Raw genomic sequence first — 14,448 nt, 5'->3', positions numbered from 1 at the left:
CCCTACAGGTCGCGCGGTCGCTTGATCTGCAACAAGATGAAATGCGTCCACGCCAGCGCCGGCAGCACCAGCAACAGCAGCATCAATCCGGCCGGCATGTCCGGCACGAAACGCACGAAGCAGGCAAGGAAGCCGGCGATGGCCAGCCAGAAGCGCCAGTTGAATGCATAGGCCTTGCGCGCCACTGTCGCCAGCGCGATGCGCCAGAATTCCAGCAAGGCCCACAGGCCGCCCGTCAGCAGCAGCGCGGCCAGCGCATTGGCGCCGGGGGCGTCGGCCCAGGTGCGCACCAGGTTGTACAGCAGCAGGGGATAGCCGGCCGTGATGGCCAGGGTGGCGGGGCCGGCGGCGATGACAGCTTCAAACAGCTGCCCTTTGGAACGATGATCCACTAAACCGTGCTCCTCAAGCCACGACGCCCGAATGGGCGGCGATCACTTGCAGCGCGCCGGCAGCATCCTGCGCCCACACGCGCGTAAAACGGAAGTCGCCATGCGTTTCCACGTCGTGATACTTGCCCGTCAGCTGCATGCGCACGGAGACCACGGCCACGTTGCCGTTGATGCGCACATGGCGCTCGGACGCGCGCAAGTCCGTGATGGCCAGCAGGCGCTGCTCGTGCGCAGCCAGGTCCGCATGCTTGCTCAGCAGATGACCCAGGTGATTCGTAAACAGTAGCTCGTCGGCCAGCAAGACATTCAGCGCGGCCACGTCGGACGCCATCATGGCCAGGCGCAAGCGCTCTTCCGCATCCAGCACTTGTACTTCCGTTAAAGCATTCATTTTTTTCCTTATTAAAATCACGCGCGCATATTAACAAACGGGAAAACCATGCTGGCACGAAATAGCCAATTTCACAATTATCCTGAAGGCTTATGCCTGTGGAGCATATTTATATAGCGTAATATTCGCAGCAGTATCGCGTAAAACACCCCCATAGTACTGTACAGTGCTTGCCCTTTCGCCCCAGGCTGGGGCAGCAATGACTTGTAGTAAAGTGCTCTCCGCAGTCTCGAATAAAACCAAGATAAGGCCCCTTCATGGCAATTAACATCATTCTGAACCTGCTCGTTGCGCTGATCGTCTTCGCCTTCATGTTCCACCAGCAACGCAAACACGCGACGTTCACCGTGCGCGTCTTCACGGGCCTGGGCCTGGGCGTGCTGCTGGGCGCGGCCGTGCAGTGGCTGTACGGCGCCGGTTCGCCCGTCATCGCGGGCACCAATGAATACATCGACATCGTCGGCAGCGGCTACGTCAAACTGCTGCAGATGATCATCATGCCGCTGATCATGGTCTCCATCATCTCCGCCATTTTAAAGCTCAAGGATGCGAGTTCCCTGGGCAAGATCAGCGCGCTGACCATCGGCACCCTGCTCATTACCACCACGATCGCCGCCGCGCTGGGCATTTTGATGGCCAAGCTGTTCGGCCTGACGGCAGTCGGCCTGACCTCGAGCGCGGCCGAAGTGGCGCGCGGCGTGCAGCTGCAAGGCTCGCTGGAAACGGCGAAAGCCCTGTCGCTGCCGAAACTGCTGGTCAGCTTCGTGCCGACCAACCCCTTCCTCGACATGACGGGCGCGCGCAAGACGTCGACCATCGCCGTGGTCGTGTTCTCGATCTTCATCGGCATCTCGGCCACGGGCATCGCGGCGAAAAAGCCGGAAATTTTCGCGTCCTTCGAGCACTTCATGAAAGTGGCGCACGCCATCGTCATGCGCATGGTCACCCTGGTGCTGCGCCTGACGCCGTACGGCGTGTTCGCGCTGATGTTTGAAGTGGTGGCGTCGTCGAGCTACACGGACATCTTGAAATTGATCAACTTCGTCGTCGCCTCGTACAGCGCGCTGATATTGATGTTCCTCGTGCATCTGGCCATCATCGCCGGCGTGGGCCTGAACCCGCTGCGCTTCGTGAAAAAAGTCTTCCCCGTGCTGGCCTTCGCCTTTACCTCGCGCACCAGCGCCGGTTCCATCCCGATGAGCGTGCAGACGCAAACCCAGCGCCTGGGCACGCCGGAAGGCATCGCCAACTTCGCCGCCTCGTTCGGCTCGACCATCGGCCAGAATGGCTGCGCCGGCATCTATCCGGCCATGCTGGCCGTCATGATCGCCCCTACGGTCGGCGTCGATCCGTTCACCATCAGCTTCCTGCTGCCCTTGCTGGCCATCATCACCATCGGTTCCGTCGGCGTGGCCGGCGTGGGCGGCGGCGCCACGTTTGCCGCCCTGATCGTGCTGTCGGCGATGGACTTGCCCGTCGCGCTGGCCGGCTTGCTGATCTCCGTCGAACCGCTGATCGACATGGGCCGCACGGCCCTGAACGTGAGCGGCTCGATCACGGCCGGCACCGTCACCAGCCGGGTCATGGGCGAAACCGACCTGGCCGTCTACAACAGCGACGACGCGCCTGACCTGGATGAGGCGGAACACGCCGCCTGAAAGCCCAACGAGTTGCGCGCCGCGCCTTGCCGCTTTCGTCTATATTGGATCGCAATCAATACGGAGGAAGGCGCAAGGCGATGGAACAGAAATGGCCGCAGCAAATCTGGATCGTGCGTCACGGCCAAAGTGCCGGCAACGTGGCGCGCGATGCCGCCGAAGCGGAAAAACAGTTATTAATCGCCATCGCCGAGCGCGATGTCGACGTCCCCCTCTCCGAGCTTGGCGCGCGCCAGGCGCAAGCGCTCGGCGACTGGTTCGCCACCCTCCCCCCTGAACAACAACCGACCGTCGTGCTGTATTCGCCCTACGTGCGGGCGCAGCAGACGGCGCAAGCCGTGCTGGCGCGCATCAATGCCGACAGCTTGGGCGCCGTGGTGGCCGACGAGCGCCTGCGCGAAAAGGAATTCGGCATCCTCGACCGCCTGACCGTGCACGGCATCGCCAGCAAGTACCCGGAATTGCACGAACAGCGCCAGCACGTCGGCAAGTTTTATTTCCGCCCGCCGGGCGGCGAAAGCTGGTGCGACGTCATCCTGCGCCTGCGCAGCGTGCTCGACACCATCACCCGCGAATACCGGGGCGAACGGGTGCTGATCGTCGGCCACCAGGTCATCGTCAACTGCTTCCGCTACCTGCTCGAGCGCTGCGACGAGCAAGCCATCCTGGCCATCGACAAGGCAGCCGACGTGCCCAACTGCGGCGTCACCTCCTACGTTTTCAATCCCGCCCTTGGCAGCCGCGGCAAGCTGCAGCTGGACCTGTGCAATTTTGTTGCGCCGCTGGAAGCGGCCGGCACACCCGTCACGGCCCAGCCCGACATGCCGGCGGCGCCGAAATCCTGATCCTTCGGAGGTCATCCATGGACGCCACCGACATCACGCCCTCCCTGCTGCGCTCCTGGCCCCTGCCCATGCCACAGCCCGATGGCGACAAGGAAGTGCGCGGCCATCTGCTGATCGTCGCCGGCTCCGAGGAAATGCCGGGCGCCATCGTGCTGGCGGCCACGGCGGCCATGCGCGCGGGCGCAGGCAAGCTGCCCCTGGCGACGGGCGCCTCGGTGGCGGCGCAAGTGGCCGTCGCCATGCCCGAGGCGCGGGTCATCGGCCTCGATGAAACGGCGCTGGGCGGCTTCCGCCACGAGGCGCGCTACCAGCTGGCGCCGCTGGCCGGCAAGGTCGATGCCGTGCTCGTCGGGCCCGGCATGTGCGACACAGCCGCTAGCTGCGAGCTGATGCGCCACCTGCTGCCCCTGTTTGCCGGCAGCCGGCTGATTCTCGACGCCTGCGCCATGCAGGTCGTGCGCCAGCCGCCGCAGTTCCATTTTGAGCAGCCCGTGCTGCTGACGCCGCACGCGGGCGAGCTGGCCCAGCTGATGGGCGTGACCAAAGATGCCGTGCTGGCCGACCCGCATGCCTGCGCCATGGACGCGGCGCGGCGCTGGCATGCCATCGTCGCGCTGAAAGGCGCGCTGACCGTCATCGCCATGCCCGATGGCACGACCTGGACGCATGCGGGCGGCAATATCGGCCTGGCCATTTCCGGTTCCGGCGACACCCTGGCCGGCATCATCACGGGCCTGGCCGCGCGCGGCGCACCGCTGGAGCAAGCGTGCGCCTGGGGCATCGCCCTGCATGCGCTGGCGGGCGAGCAACTGGCCTTGCGCTTCGGCATCCTCGGCTACCTGGCGCGCGAAATCCCGGCCGAGATTCCCGCCCTGCTGCGCAATCTGGCGGCATAAAAACAACAGCATAAGCATATCCAGAAAGAATCGTTAGCGCACACCGCCACCTCCCTTAAGCTCATTGCAACTGTTTCCGTACTAACACTAATCGAGCCCAAAGGACACCGCCTTGCATCCGCGCCATTCATACGCCTCACCATCCATTCCCGCCACGCAGTTGCGCGCCATCGTGCTGGCCTGCGCCATGCTGGGCGCCGCGCCCGCCTGGGCCCAGGCTGATGACACCGCCACCGGTGCCGCCACGCCAGCGAGCGCCAGCATCGACCAGGTCACCGTCGTCGGTTCGCGCGCGCGCAACCGCACCGTATTCGACAGCAGCGTGCCCATCGACCGCTTCGGCGCGCGTGAAGTGAGCAATGCGCTGTCGACGGGCGACGTGGGCGCGGCCCTGCAAAACCTGTCGCCGTCGATCAACTTCCCCCGCATCGAGTCAAGCGGCGCGTCGGACTCCGTGCGCGGCATCCAGTTGCGGGGATTGGCGCCCGACCAGGTGCTGGTGCTGATCAACGGCAAGCGCCGCCACACGAGCGCCGTGCTGGACACGGAAAGCAGCTTTGCCGGCACCGTGCCGGTCGACATCAACGCCATTCCACCGAACGCCATCGACCACATCGAAATCCTGCGCGACGGCGCCGGCGCCCAGTACGGCAGCGACGCCGTGGCGGGCGTCATCAACATCGTGCTGAAAAAGGCGCGCACGGGCGGCGCCGCCTCCGTCAGCTACGGCGCCAACCACACGCATTTCGAGCCCACCGATCAAACCCTGACGGATGGCCAGACCGTCATCGTCAACGCCGACTACGGCGTGCCGCTGGGCGAAGCGGGATTCTTCCGCTTCGGCGCTGAAACGCGGCGCCGCTCGCCCACGGAACGGGCCGGCCCCAGCGACGCGGGCTGGACGTCCTACAACTTCACGCCGGCCGACCAGGCGCTCGACGGCAAGGTGGTGTTCAAGTCGGGCGACTCGCGCCAGCGCAACAACTATTTGTTCTACAACACCCAGCTCACCCTGGCCAGCGGCCTCGACCTGTACTCGTTTGCCACCCTCAACGAACGCACATCGGACGGCAGCGCCTACTTCCGCTATCCGGGCGACCCGTCGAACGTGCCGGCCCTGTATCCGCACGGCTACCGCCCCGTCACCAACGGCGACAAGCGCGACCTCAGCATCGTTGCCGGCGTGCGCGGCAGCGCGGGCGCGTGGAACTGGGACGCCAGCGCGCGCCACGGCAGCGACCGCTTTGACTACGGCGTAAGCCACTCCGTCAACGCTTCGCTGGGCGCGGCCAGTCCCACGCGTTTCAATCTGGCCGGTTTCGACTTCCGCCAGAATGCCTTGAATATCGATGCCACGCGCAGCATCGACATCGGCTTGCCCGCTCCGTTCAGCGTGGCCGTGGGCGCCGAGTGGATGCGCGAAACCTACACCAGCTCGGCCGGCGATGCTGCCTCGTATGCGGCCGGCAGCTTCACCGATGCGCCACCGGGCGCGCAGGCGGGACCGGGCCTGCGCCCGTCGGACGCCTACGATGGCAGCCGGCAAATCCGCTCCGTGTATGCGGACGTGGAAAGCGACCTCACGCCGCGCCTGCTGGTGGGCGCCGCCGCCCGCTATTCCGACTACAGCGACTTCGGCAGCGCCAGCACGGGCAAGTTGTCCACGCGCTATAAAGTGACGGACAATTTTCTTGTGCGCGGCTCGCTGTCGAACAGCTTCCGCGCACCGGCCCTTGTGCAGACGGGTTTCCGCTTCGCCACCTTGAACTTCAACGCCGATGGCACGGCCCTGCAAACGGCGGCCCTGCTGCCGGCCAGCGACCCGCTGGCGCGCAGCTTCGGCGCACAACAGCTGAAACCGGAAAAATCGGCCAACGTCTCGCTGGGCCTGGCCTGGAAACCGGCAGCCGCCACCAGCGTGACGGTGGACGCCTACGTGATCCGCATCCGCGACCGCATCACGCGTTCGAGCGACTTGCAAAGCGACGCCGTCACGGCCTACCTGGCCGCGAATGGCCGCGGCGATATCCAGTCCGTGGCCTACCTGGCCAATTTGCTCGACACGCGTACCAAAGGCCTAGACGTGGTACTGAACCACGATCTGGCCTTCACGTCAGGCAAGCTGAACCTGAATGCGGCCCTGAACCTGAACAAGACCAGTCTCGACAAGGTGCGCCAAAGTTCCACCGCGCTAGCCGCCATCGATCCGAGTCTGACCCTGCTGACGGAGACGAGTTTGTTCCGCATCAAACATGCGTCGCCCACCAGCAAATTGATACTCGGCGCCGACTGGCAGGCGGCAGGCTGGGGCGTGCAGGCGCGCGCCACGCGCTTTGGCGAGCTGAAAGATTTTTCCTACGACAGCGATGCGCCCCTGATCGACGGCATTCCCGCCCAGCGCTTCGGCGCCGTCTGGTCGCTGGACCTGGAAGGCCAATTGAAACTGAGCAAGCAACTGACGGTGAGCGTGGGCGGCAACAATATCCTCGACCGCTATCCGCAGCGCGTGCGGGAAACGAACAACGCCACGTATGGCGGCGCCCTGCCCTACAATTTCATCAACCCCATCGGCGTCAATGGCGCCTACTTTTACGCTAAATTAAGCTACACGTTCTGACACGGACAAGGATAAATCATGATCATCAAACGAATCTCCCATCTCGCCGCCGGCGCCTGCCTGAGCGCCCTCCTGTTATCCAGTGCCCAGGCTGCCGCGCCGCTGGTGCTGATGACGGACTTCGGCACGGCCGACGGCGCCGTGTCCGCCATGCATGGTGTCGCCTATGGCGTCGATCCCCAGCTCACCATTTCGGACCTGACCCACCAGATTCCCGACTACGACATCTGGCTGGGCGCCTACCGTTTGTACCAGACGGCCAATTACTGGCCGCAAGGCACGGTGTTTGTTTCCGTCATCGACCCGGGCGTGGGCACGGCGCGCAAGTCGGTGGTGCTGAAAACCAAGAGCGGACGCTACTTCGTGGGGCCGGACAACGGTCTGTTCACGTTGATCGCCGAGCGCGACGGCGTGGCCGAACTGCGTGAAATCGATGAAAAGGTCAACCGCCTGGCGGGCTCCGCCGAGTCCTACACTTTCCATGGCCGCGACGTGTACGCGTACGTGGGCGCGCGCCTGGCCTCGGGCGCCATCACCTACGAACAGGTGGGCCCGTCATTGCCCAGCGTATCCGTGGTCAAGATCGCGTACCAAAAACCCGTACGCGACGGCAATACCATCCGCGGCATCGTGCCCGTGCTCGATGTGAAATATGGCAATGTCTGGACGAATATCCCGAAATCGCTGCTCGACGAATTGCAGGTGAAACTACACGATCCGCTGCAAGTACGCATCCTGCACAAGGGCAAGCAAGTGGCCAAGGTCACGGCGCCGTTCGAGCACACGTTTGGCGGCGTCGCCAAAGGCAAGCCGCTGGTTTACCTGAACAGCCTGCTCGACGTGGCCGTGGCCATCAGCCAGGGCGACTTCGCCGCCAAACACCACGTCGCGTCAGGCGTGGATTGGGAAGTGGAAGTGAGCAAGGCCCCTGCCGTCAAATAAGGCCCTCGCCCGCGGCCGGGACGTCCTGTCCTGGCCCTTTCTTTCTCGTTCACGTGGCGCGTTTGCGCCATATCAAAACGGATCGCCGATCCTGCTGCCGATAGCCGTTGATTTGTAAATCCGGTGAACCTGCGCGCACCTGCCCACTCTAATTTTTTGCAAGCGATGCCAGCCTTGCTACGACGGCCTGCCCGCACCGTGGCAGGCAGTTGGCAAGGTATGACTACCCACGACAGCTTTCCAACGAGAAAGGAACAATCATGACGGCCCCACTCCCTAGCACCAGCAAGCTTGTCCTCGGCACCGCCATCGTCTGCGCGCTGCTGGGCGGCTGCAACAAGCATAACGAAACCACCACCGCCCCGGCCACGCCAGCTACGCCCGCCACCACGCCCGGCACGGGCGGCAGCGGCACCTCGGGCACCAGCGGCACCACCACGCCGGACACCACCACGCCCGCTACCCCATCCGTTGCACCGGGCACGACCACCAATCCCGACGGCACGACCACGCCGCCGACCACCACGCCCAACACGACGCCGGGTACTGGCACCGGTAACGGGACAGGGACAGGAACTGGCACAGGGGGCGGGACGGGCACAGGGACCGGCACCACCCCACCACGCGGCAGCTAAATACCGCCTGCGCTCCGCCCCGACGGCCGGCCGGGCTGCAAGCCCGTAGCAGAATACGCAACAAAGAGCCTTCCGATGAAGGCTCTTTTTATTGCAGAGCGCAACAATCTCGCAGCCACCGCGCCTCAGTGGGCCGGAACCGCCTTGCCAGCCCCCCGTGCGCTCAGCGCCTGGTGGTCCGCCGCCAGGAACAGATACATGGCGGGCACCACGAACAGGGTAAACAAGGTGCCAATGGACAGGCCCGTGAAAATCACCAGCCCCATCGCGTGGCGCCCGGCCGCGCCCGCGCCCGAGGCGATCACCAGGGGCAGCACGCCAAACACCATGGCGGCCGTCGTCATCAGGATGGGGCGCAGGCGCACGGCGGCCGCTTCTTCCACCGCCTCGCGCTTGCTCTTGCCCGTCTTTTGCAGCTGATTGGCCACTTCCACGATCAGGATGCCATGCTTGCTGATCAGGCCCATCAGGGTCACCAGGCCCACCTCCGTGTAGATGTTGATCGACGCAAAGCCGAGGAAGATGAACATGGTGGCGCCAAACAGGGCCAGCGGCACGGAAACGAGGATCACGACGGGATCGCGGAAACTCTCGAACTGCGCCGCCAGCGCCAGGAAAACGATCACCACGGCAAACAGCATGGTGACGACAAAACCGCCCGACTCCTGCACGAACTGGCGCGACTGGCCCGCATAATCAGCCGTGTAGCCGCTGGGCGCCACCTGGGCCAGCGTGTCGCGCATGAAGCCCAGCACCTCGCCCTGCGAGGCGCCGGACACGCCGGCAAGCGTCACGGAATTGAGTTGCTGGAAGCGGTTGATCGACTCGGGCACGACGTCGTACTGGATATGCGCGACGGTACTGGCCGGTATCATCGTGCCGCCGGGCGTCTTGATGTGGAAATCCAGCACGGCCGACGGGTTCAGGCGGTCCACCTGCAACACCTGCGGGATCACCTTGTAGGAACGCCCGGCGATGGAAAAGTAATTGACGTAGTTGCCGCCCAGAGCAGCGCCCAGCGCCTGCCCCACATCCTGCTGCGTCATGCCGAGCGCGGCGACACTGTCGCGGTCGATCACGACGGTCGCTTGCGGCTTGTCGATTTTCAAGTCCGTATCGATGAAATAGAACTTGCCCGATGAACGCGCCTTCTCCAGCACCTGCTGCGCGATGGCATCGAGATTTTCAAACGGCTCCGTGGTGGCGATGACGAACTGCACGGGCAAGCCCGAGGAACCGGGCAAGGCGGGAAACTGGAAGGCGGCCACGCGGGCGCCGGCGATCCGGTTCCAGCCCGCCTGCAAGTCTTGCTGCACTTCCTTGGCGCTGCGCGTGCGCTCGTTCCACGGCGTCATCAGCATGCCGCCAAAACCCGAGTTGACCGTCGGCACGCCCGTGATCTGGAACATCTGGCTGTATTCGGGCATGGCCTTGGCCACCTGGTAGATTTGCTCCGCATACACTTGCATCTGGTCCGACGTGGCCGTCGGGTCGCCCACCACCTGCGACAGCACGACGCCCTGGTCTTCCTCGGGAGCCAGCTCGGACTGCGACATCCTGAACATCAGCCCCAACACCACCATCAATAGCGCCGCCATGACGATGAGCACCACCCAGGTGTCGAGCAGCGCATGCAGCAGGCGCTGGTACGTGTCGTGCACCTTGCCGAAGACGCGGTCGATGGCTTGCACGAAGCGGCCGCTATCCTGTTCCGGACGGAAAAAGCGCGAACACATCATGGGCGACAGGGTCAGGGCCACGATGCCCGACACGGCCACGGCGCCGGCCAGGGTGAAGGCGAATTCCGTAAACAGCGCACCCGTCAGTCCCCCCTGGAAACCGATGGGCACGTACACGGCGATGAGCACCACCGTCATGGCCAGAATCGGGCTGCCCAGTTCGCGCGCCGCCAGCAGGCTCGCTTCCAGCGGCGGCTGGCCCTGCTTCATGTGGCGGTCCACGTTTTCCACCACGATGATGGCGTCGTCGACCACCAGGCCGATGGCCAGCACGATGGCCAGCAAGGTCAGCAAGTTAATGGAATAGCCGAGCGCCAGCATGGCCGTAAACGTGCCGATCAGCGATAGCGGCATGGCGATCACGGGGACGATCACGGCCCGCAGGCTGCCCAGGAACAGATAGATGACGATGGTGACGATCAGCAGCGCCTCGACCAGGGTCTTGATGACCTCCCTGATGGAGGTATTGATGAAGAACGTCGAGTCGTACACGATCTCCCCCGTCAGCCCGGCCGGCAGCTGGGACTGGATATCGGGAAAGCTGGCGCGCACGCGCTTGGCCACGTCGAGGATATTGGCTTCCGGCGCCACCTTGATGCCGATGAAGACGGAGCGCACGCCGCTGAAGGCCACGTTGAAATCGTAGTTTTCCGAACCCAGCACGACGGTGGCCAGGTCTTCCAGCCGCACGATGGAGTCGCCGCTACGTTTGACGACGAGCTTCCTGAACTCCTCGACCGAATGCAGGTCCGTGCCCGCCGTCAGGGGAACGGTCACCATCTGCCCCTTGCTGGACCCGAGCGCGGCCAGATAATTGTTATTGCCCAGGGCAGTGCTGACCTCGGCCGCCGTCACGCCGAACGCGGCCATCTTGTCCGCATCGAGCCAGGCGCGCAGCGCGAACAGGCGTGCGCCCAGCAGTTCCGCCGTCTGCACGCCGCTGATGGAATCGAGCTTGGGCTTGACCACGCGGCTCAGGTAATCCGTCACATTATTCGTCGGCAAGGTCTTGCTGTAAAAGCCCAGGTACATGGCGTCCGTCGTCTGCCCCATCTGCACCGTCAGCACGGGCGTCTGCGCCTGGGCGGGCAGCTGGTTCTTCACGGAACTGACCTGGGTGTTGATCTCCGTCAAAGCCCGGTTCGCGTCGTAATTGAGGCGCAGGGTGGCCGTGATGGTCGACACGCCGCTGCTGCTCGACGAGGACAGGTAATCGATGCCCTGCGCCTGGGCGATGGCCGATTCCAGCGGCTGCGTAATGAAACCGGCCACCGTCTGCGCGTCGGCGCCGTAATAGGTGGTCGAGATCGTCACGACGGCGTTCTGCGTCTTCGGATACTGGTTGATGGGCAAGCTGAACAGGGAGCGCAAGCCCAGCACCACCAGCAGCAGGCTCACCACCATCGCCAGCACGGGCCGGCGGATAAAGAGATCGGTGAAGTTCATGGCGGCGCCTCAATGTTCCTGCGGCGTGGGCTGCGGATTATTGCGCGGCTCGACGACGTTGCTGATCACCACGGGACTGCCGTTCTTGAGCTTGATCTGTCCGCTGGTGACGACTTGCTGGCCCTCGGTGAGCCCCGTCAGCACGGCCACCTGGTCGCCGCGCGTTTCGCCCGTCGTGACGAACACTTGCCGCACCACCAGCTCGCCCGCCTTCGGCGGTGGGGCGGCGGGGGCGGCGCTGCCCGGCGCGGCGGCCTTGGGCGCCTGCTGCGCCGGCTGCACGACGAAGACGGTGGAACCATACGGGTTGTAGGTGATCGCCGTCTGCGGCAAAGTCAGGTACTGTTTTTTTTCTCCCACCTCCACCTTGACGTTGGCAAACATGCCCGGCAACAACTGCCGCTGGGGATTGGGCACCGTGGCCTCCACCTGCACATTGCGCGTGGCCGGGTCGACCTTGGAACTGATGGCGCTGACCTTGCCCGCAAACGCCGTGTTCGCATGCGCATCGCTGGACAGGTTCAGCACCTGTCCCACCCGCAGCCCGCCCAGCTGCTTTTGCGGAATATAGAAGTCCACATAGATGGGATCGATGGTTTGCAAGGTGACGATCTTGTCGCCGGGATTGAGGTACTGGCCCGGGTTGACCGTGGTGATGCCGAGCTTGCCCGCGAACGGCGCGCGGATGGTTTTCTTGTCCACCAGCGCCGCCTGCTGGGCCGCCAGCGCCTTGCGGCTTTTCAGGTCGGCCACGTCGTTGTCGACCTGCGCCTGGCTGATCGCCTGCACGGCAAATTGCTGGCGGTCGCGCGCCAGCACGGACGCGGCCAGTTCGGCCGCCGCCTCCAGGGCGCGCAGCTGCGCCAGGTCGGCGTCCGCATTCAGCTGCAGCAGCACTTGCCCCGCCTTCACTTCCTGGCCGGACTTGAAATGGATGGACCTGACGAGACCGGCGATTTCGCTCGTCACGTCGACGCCGCGCACGGCCACCAAGGTGCCCACGGACGCCAGGTGCGGCTGCCACTCGACCTTGCGGATGACGGTCGCCGACACCGTTTCCGGCGCGGGCTTGGGCGAACTGGCCATGAGCTGGCGGATGTGCAGGAAAAATCCCAGCGCCAGCAGGGCAATCAACAGCACCACCGCCCCCAGCATGATGAGCATGCGTTTCGTGCGTTTCGTCATGGATACGCTCCTTGTTGTTGCTTGCGGCTGCCATTGCGCGTGTCGTGTTGCAAGACCTTGCCTTGCCAGCCCGTCAGTCTGCCGCCATGGAAACGGCCTGCAGCGCAGGACGGTTCCACCAGCCGCCGCCCAGCGCCTGGAACAGCGCGGCGCTATCGGCATAGCGGGCCGCCTGCGCCTGCACCAGCCCCATCCTGGCCTGCTGGTAGGTGCGCTGGGCGTCCAGCAGGCTCAGGTAGCTGATGGCGCCCAGCTTGAATTGCTGCGTACTCAGCGCCAGCGATTCGCTGGCCAGCGCCTCCACCTCGGCTTGCTGCTGCAAGGCGGCGGCATCGGCCTCGAGGGCGCGCAAGCTGTCCGCCACATTCTGGAAGGCGGCCAGCACGGTGGCGCGGTAATCGGCCGCCGCGCCCTCGTAGGCGGCGATGGCGGCACGCCGCTGGGCGCGCAATGCGCCCCCATTGAAAATAGGCTGTGCCAGCCCGGCCGCCACGCCCCACAAGGCAGAACCGGCGTGCAGCAGCGCGGGAACGCTGGTGGCCAGCACGCCGGCATTGCCCGTCAGGGTGAACTGGGGATACATGGCTGCCGTGGCGACGCCGATCTGCGCGCTGGCTTGCTGCAGCAGCGCTTCGCTGGCGCGGATGTCGGGACGCTGACGCACCAGGGCCGACGGCAGGGAGACGGGCAAGTCCTGCGGCAGGCGCAGCGACGCCAGATCGAATTCAGGCATGCCGGGCTCGCTGGGCAAGCGGCCCGCATACACGGACAGCTGGTGGCGCGTCAGGGCCAGCGCCTTTTCCAGCGGCGGCACGCTGGCCCGCGTCTGCGCCACCGTGTTGCGCTGGACCAGCACCGTAGCGCGGCCGATGGCGCCGAAGCGCAATTGCTGCTCGATCAGGTCCAGCTGCTTTTGCTGCGCGTCGAGTATTTCGCCGGTGGCCTGCAGCTGGGCGCGCAACGACGCTTCGCGGATGGCCGCCGTCACCAGGTTGGCCGTCAGGGCCAGGTACACGGCTTCGAGCTGATACTGCCGATAGTCGACCAGCGCTTGCAAGCCCTCCAGCTGGCGCTTGTTGCCGCCGAATACATCCAGCGCATACGACACATTCACCGAGGCATTGTACAAATTGAGGACGCCGCCCGCCCCTTCCAGGCTGCTGTTTTTTTCGCGGCTGACGCCCAGCCGGGCGCCCACTTCGGGATACAGCAGGCGGCCGGACAGGGTGCGGTAGTTTTCATCGGCCTGGCGCAGGGCCGCCTGGGCCGACGCCAGGCCCGGACTGCGCGCGAGGGCGCCGCGCACGAGCTGGTCCAGCGCCGGCGACTGGAACAGCGACCACCATTGCGCGGGAATATCCTGGCCCGGCACGAAGCGCTGCGCCTGGCCGGCGGGACCAGGGGCCGCCACGGTGTGCGCCGGCAACGGTGCCGGCGTGTAGCGGTCGCCGCCAGGGGCGGCGGGAGGCCGGAAGTCCGGCCCGACGGCGCAAGCGGCCAGCAGGCATGCCATGAGGATGCCGAGTATGGGCTGCCGGATGCTGAAGAACATGGTGCTGGTCCGTTACGTTGCCGTGCCACATTGCCGTTGAAAAATATCGCAAAAGTATCGCGATACCAGGCTGGCGATCCTGCCCACCCGTCCTACGATTGTAGAGCACCAGACGTAAAAAGAGCCTTCCGAAGAAGGCTCTTTGACCTG

At 64.9% G+C, this 14,448-nt stretch carries 11 protein-coding genes; 6 read left to right on the top strand and 5 right to left on the bottom strand.

Annotated features, from left to right (window positions below; all coding sequences use genetic code 11):
- Window positions 1–2: 2 nt before the first annotated feature.
- Both AC3RCG_RS09035 and AC3RCG_RS09030 read right to left on the bottom strand, forming a co-directional pair.
- Window positions 3–392, bottom strand: coding sequence for a hypothetical protein (locus tag AC3RCG_RS09035; protein WP_070224691.1), 390 nt, complete (start codon window positions 390–392; stop codon window positions 3–5).
- A gap of 13 nt (window positions 393–405) precedes the next feature.
- Complete coding sequence (locus tag AC3RCG_RS09030; RefSeq protein WP_070290666.1) at window positions 406–783, bottom strand: nuclear transport factor 2 family protein; 378 nt, start codon at window positions 781–783, stop codon at window positions 406–408.
- Between the two features lie 257 nt (window positions 784–1,040).
- Between AC3RCG_RS09030 and AC3RCG_RS09025 the strand changes: the two genes are divergently transcribed.
- The 6 genes from AC3RCG_RS09025 to AC3RCG_RS09000 all read left to right on the top strand — a co-directional run bounded on the left by AC3RCG_RS09025 (window position 1,041) and on the right by AC3RCG_RS09000 (window position 8,376).
- Window positions 1,041–2,441 (top strand): L-cystine transporter, encoded by a 1,401-nt coding sequence (locus AC3RCG_RS09025; RefSeq protein ID WP_070224693.1) that lies wholly within the window; start codon window positions 1,041–1,043, stop codon window positions 2,439–2,441.
- Window positions 2,442–2,521: 80 nt separating this feature from the next.
- On the top strand, window positions 2,522–3,286 hold the full coding sequence (locus tag AC3RCG_RS09020) for a histidine phosphatase family protein (protein ID WP_492405318.1): 765 nt from the start codon (window positions 2,522–2,524) through the stop codon (window positions 3,284–3,286).
- 17 nt (window positions 3,287–3,303) lie between these two features.
- The gene (locus tag AC3RCG_RS09015) at window positions 3,304–4,182 is read left to right on the top strand and encodes an NAD(P)H-hydrate dehydratase (protein WP_492405320.1); all 879 of its coding nucleotides are present in this window, start codon (window positions 3,304–3,306) and stop codon (window positions 4,180–4,182) included.
- A 112-nt stretch (window positions 4,183–4,294) separates the two neighbouring features.
- Window positions 4,295–6,799: a TonB-dependent receptor plug domain-containing protein gene (locus AC3RCG_RS09010; protein ID WP_492405322.1), complete on the top strand. Its 2,505-nt coding sequence runs from the start codon at window positions 4,295–4,297 to the stop codon at window positions 6,797–6,799.
- An 18-nt stretch (window positions 6,800–6,817) separates the two neighbouring features.
- Window positions 6,818–7,741: an SAM hydrolase/SAM-dependent halogenase family protein gene (locus tag AC3RCG_RS09005; protein ID WP_492405324.1), complete on the top strand. Its 924-nt coding sequence runs from the start codon at window positions 6,818–6,820 to the stop codon at window positions 7,739–7,741.
- 260 nt (window positions 7,742–8,001) lie between these two features.
- Entirely contained in the window at window positions 8,002–8,376 is a 375-nt protein-coding gene (locus tag AC3RCG_RS09000; protein ID WP_175444823.1) for a hypothetical protein, read from the top strand.
- Window positions 8,377–8,501: 125 nt separating this feature from the next.
- Here AC3RCG_RS09000 and AC3RCG_RS08995 read toward each other — a convergent pair whose 3' ends face one another.
- The 3 genes from AC3RCG_RS08995 to AC3RCG_RS08985 all read right to left on the bottom strand — a co-directional run bounded on the left by AC3RCG_RS08995 (window position 8,502) and on the right by AC3RCG_RS08985 (window position 14,298).
- Window positions 8,502–11,561, bottom strand: coding sequence for an efflux RND transporter permease subunit (locus tag AC3RCG_RS08995; RefSeq protein ID WP_492405327.1), 3,060 nt, complete (start codon window positions 11,559–11,561; stop codon window positions 8,502–8,504).
- Between the two features lie 9 nt (window positions 11,562–11,570).
- Window positions 11,571–12,746, bottom strand: a complete 1,176-nt coding sequence (locus AC3RCG_RS08990) for an efflux RND transporter periplasmic adaptor subunit (RefSeq protein WP_492405329.1) — start codon at window positions 12,744–12,746, stop codon at window positions 11,571–11,573.
- A gap of 73 nt (window positions 12,747–12,819) precedes the next feature.
- Window positions 12,820–14,298, bottom strand: coding sequence for an efflux transporter outer membrane subunit (locus tag AC3RCG_RS08985; RefSeq protein WP_492405331.1), 1,479 nt, complete (start codon window positions 14,296–14,298; stop codon window positions 12,820–12,822).
- Between the last annotated feature and the right edge of the window lie 150 nt (window positions 14,299–14,448).

Source organism: Janthinobacterium sp. GW823-FHT01H08 (assembly GCF_058797855.1).
This window is presented reverse-complemented; position numbering and strand designations above follow the sequence as displayed.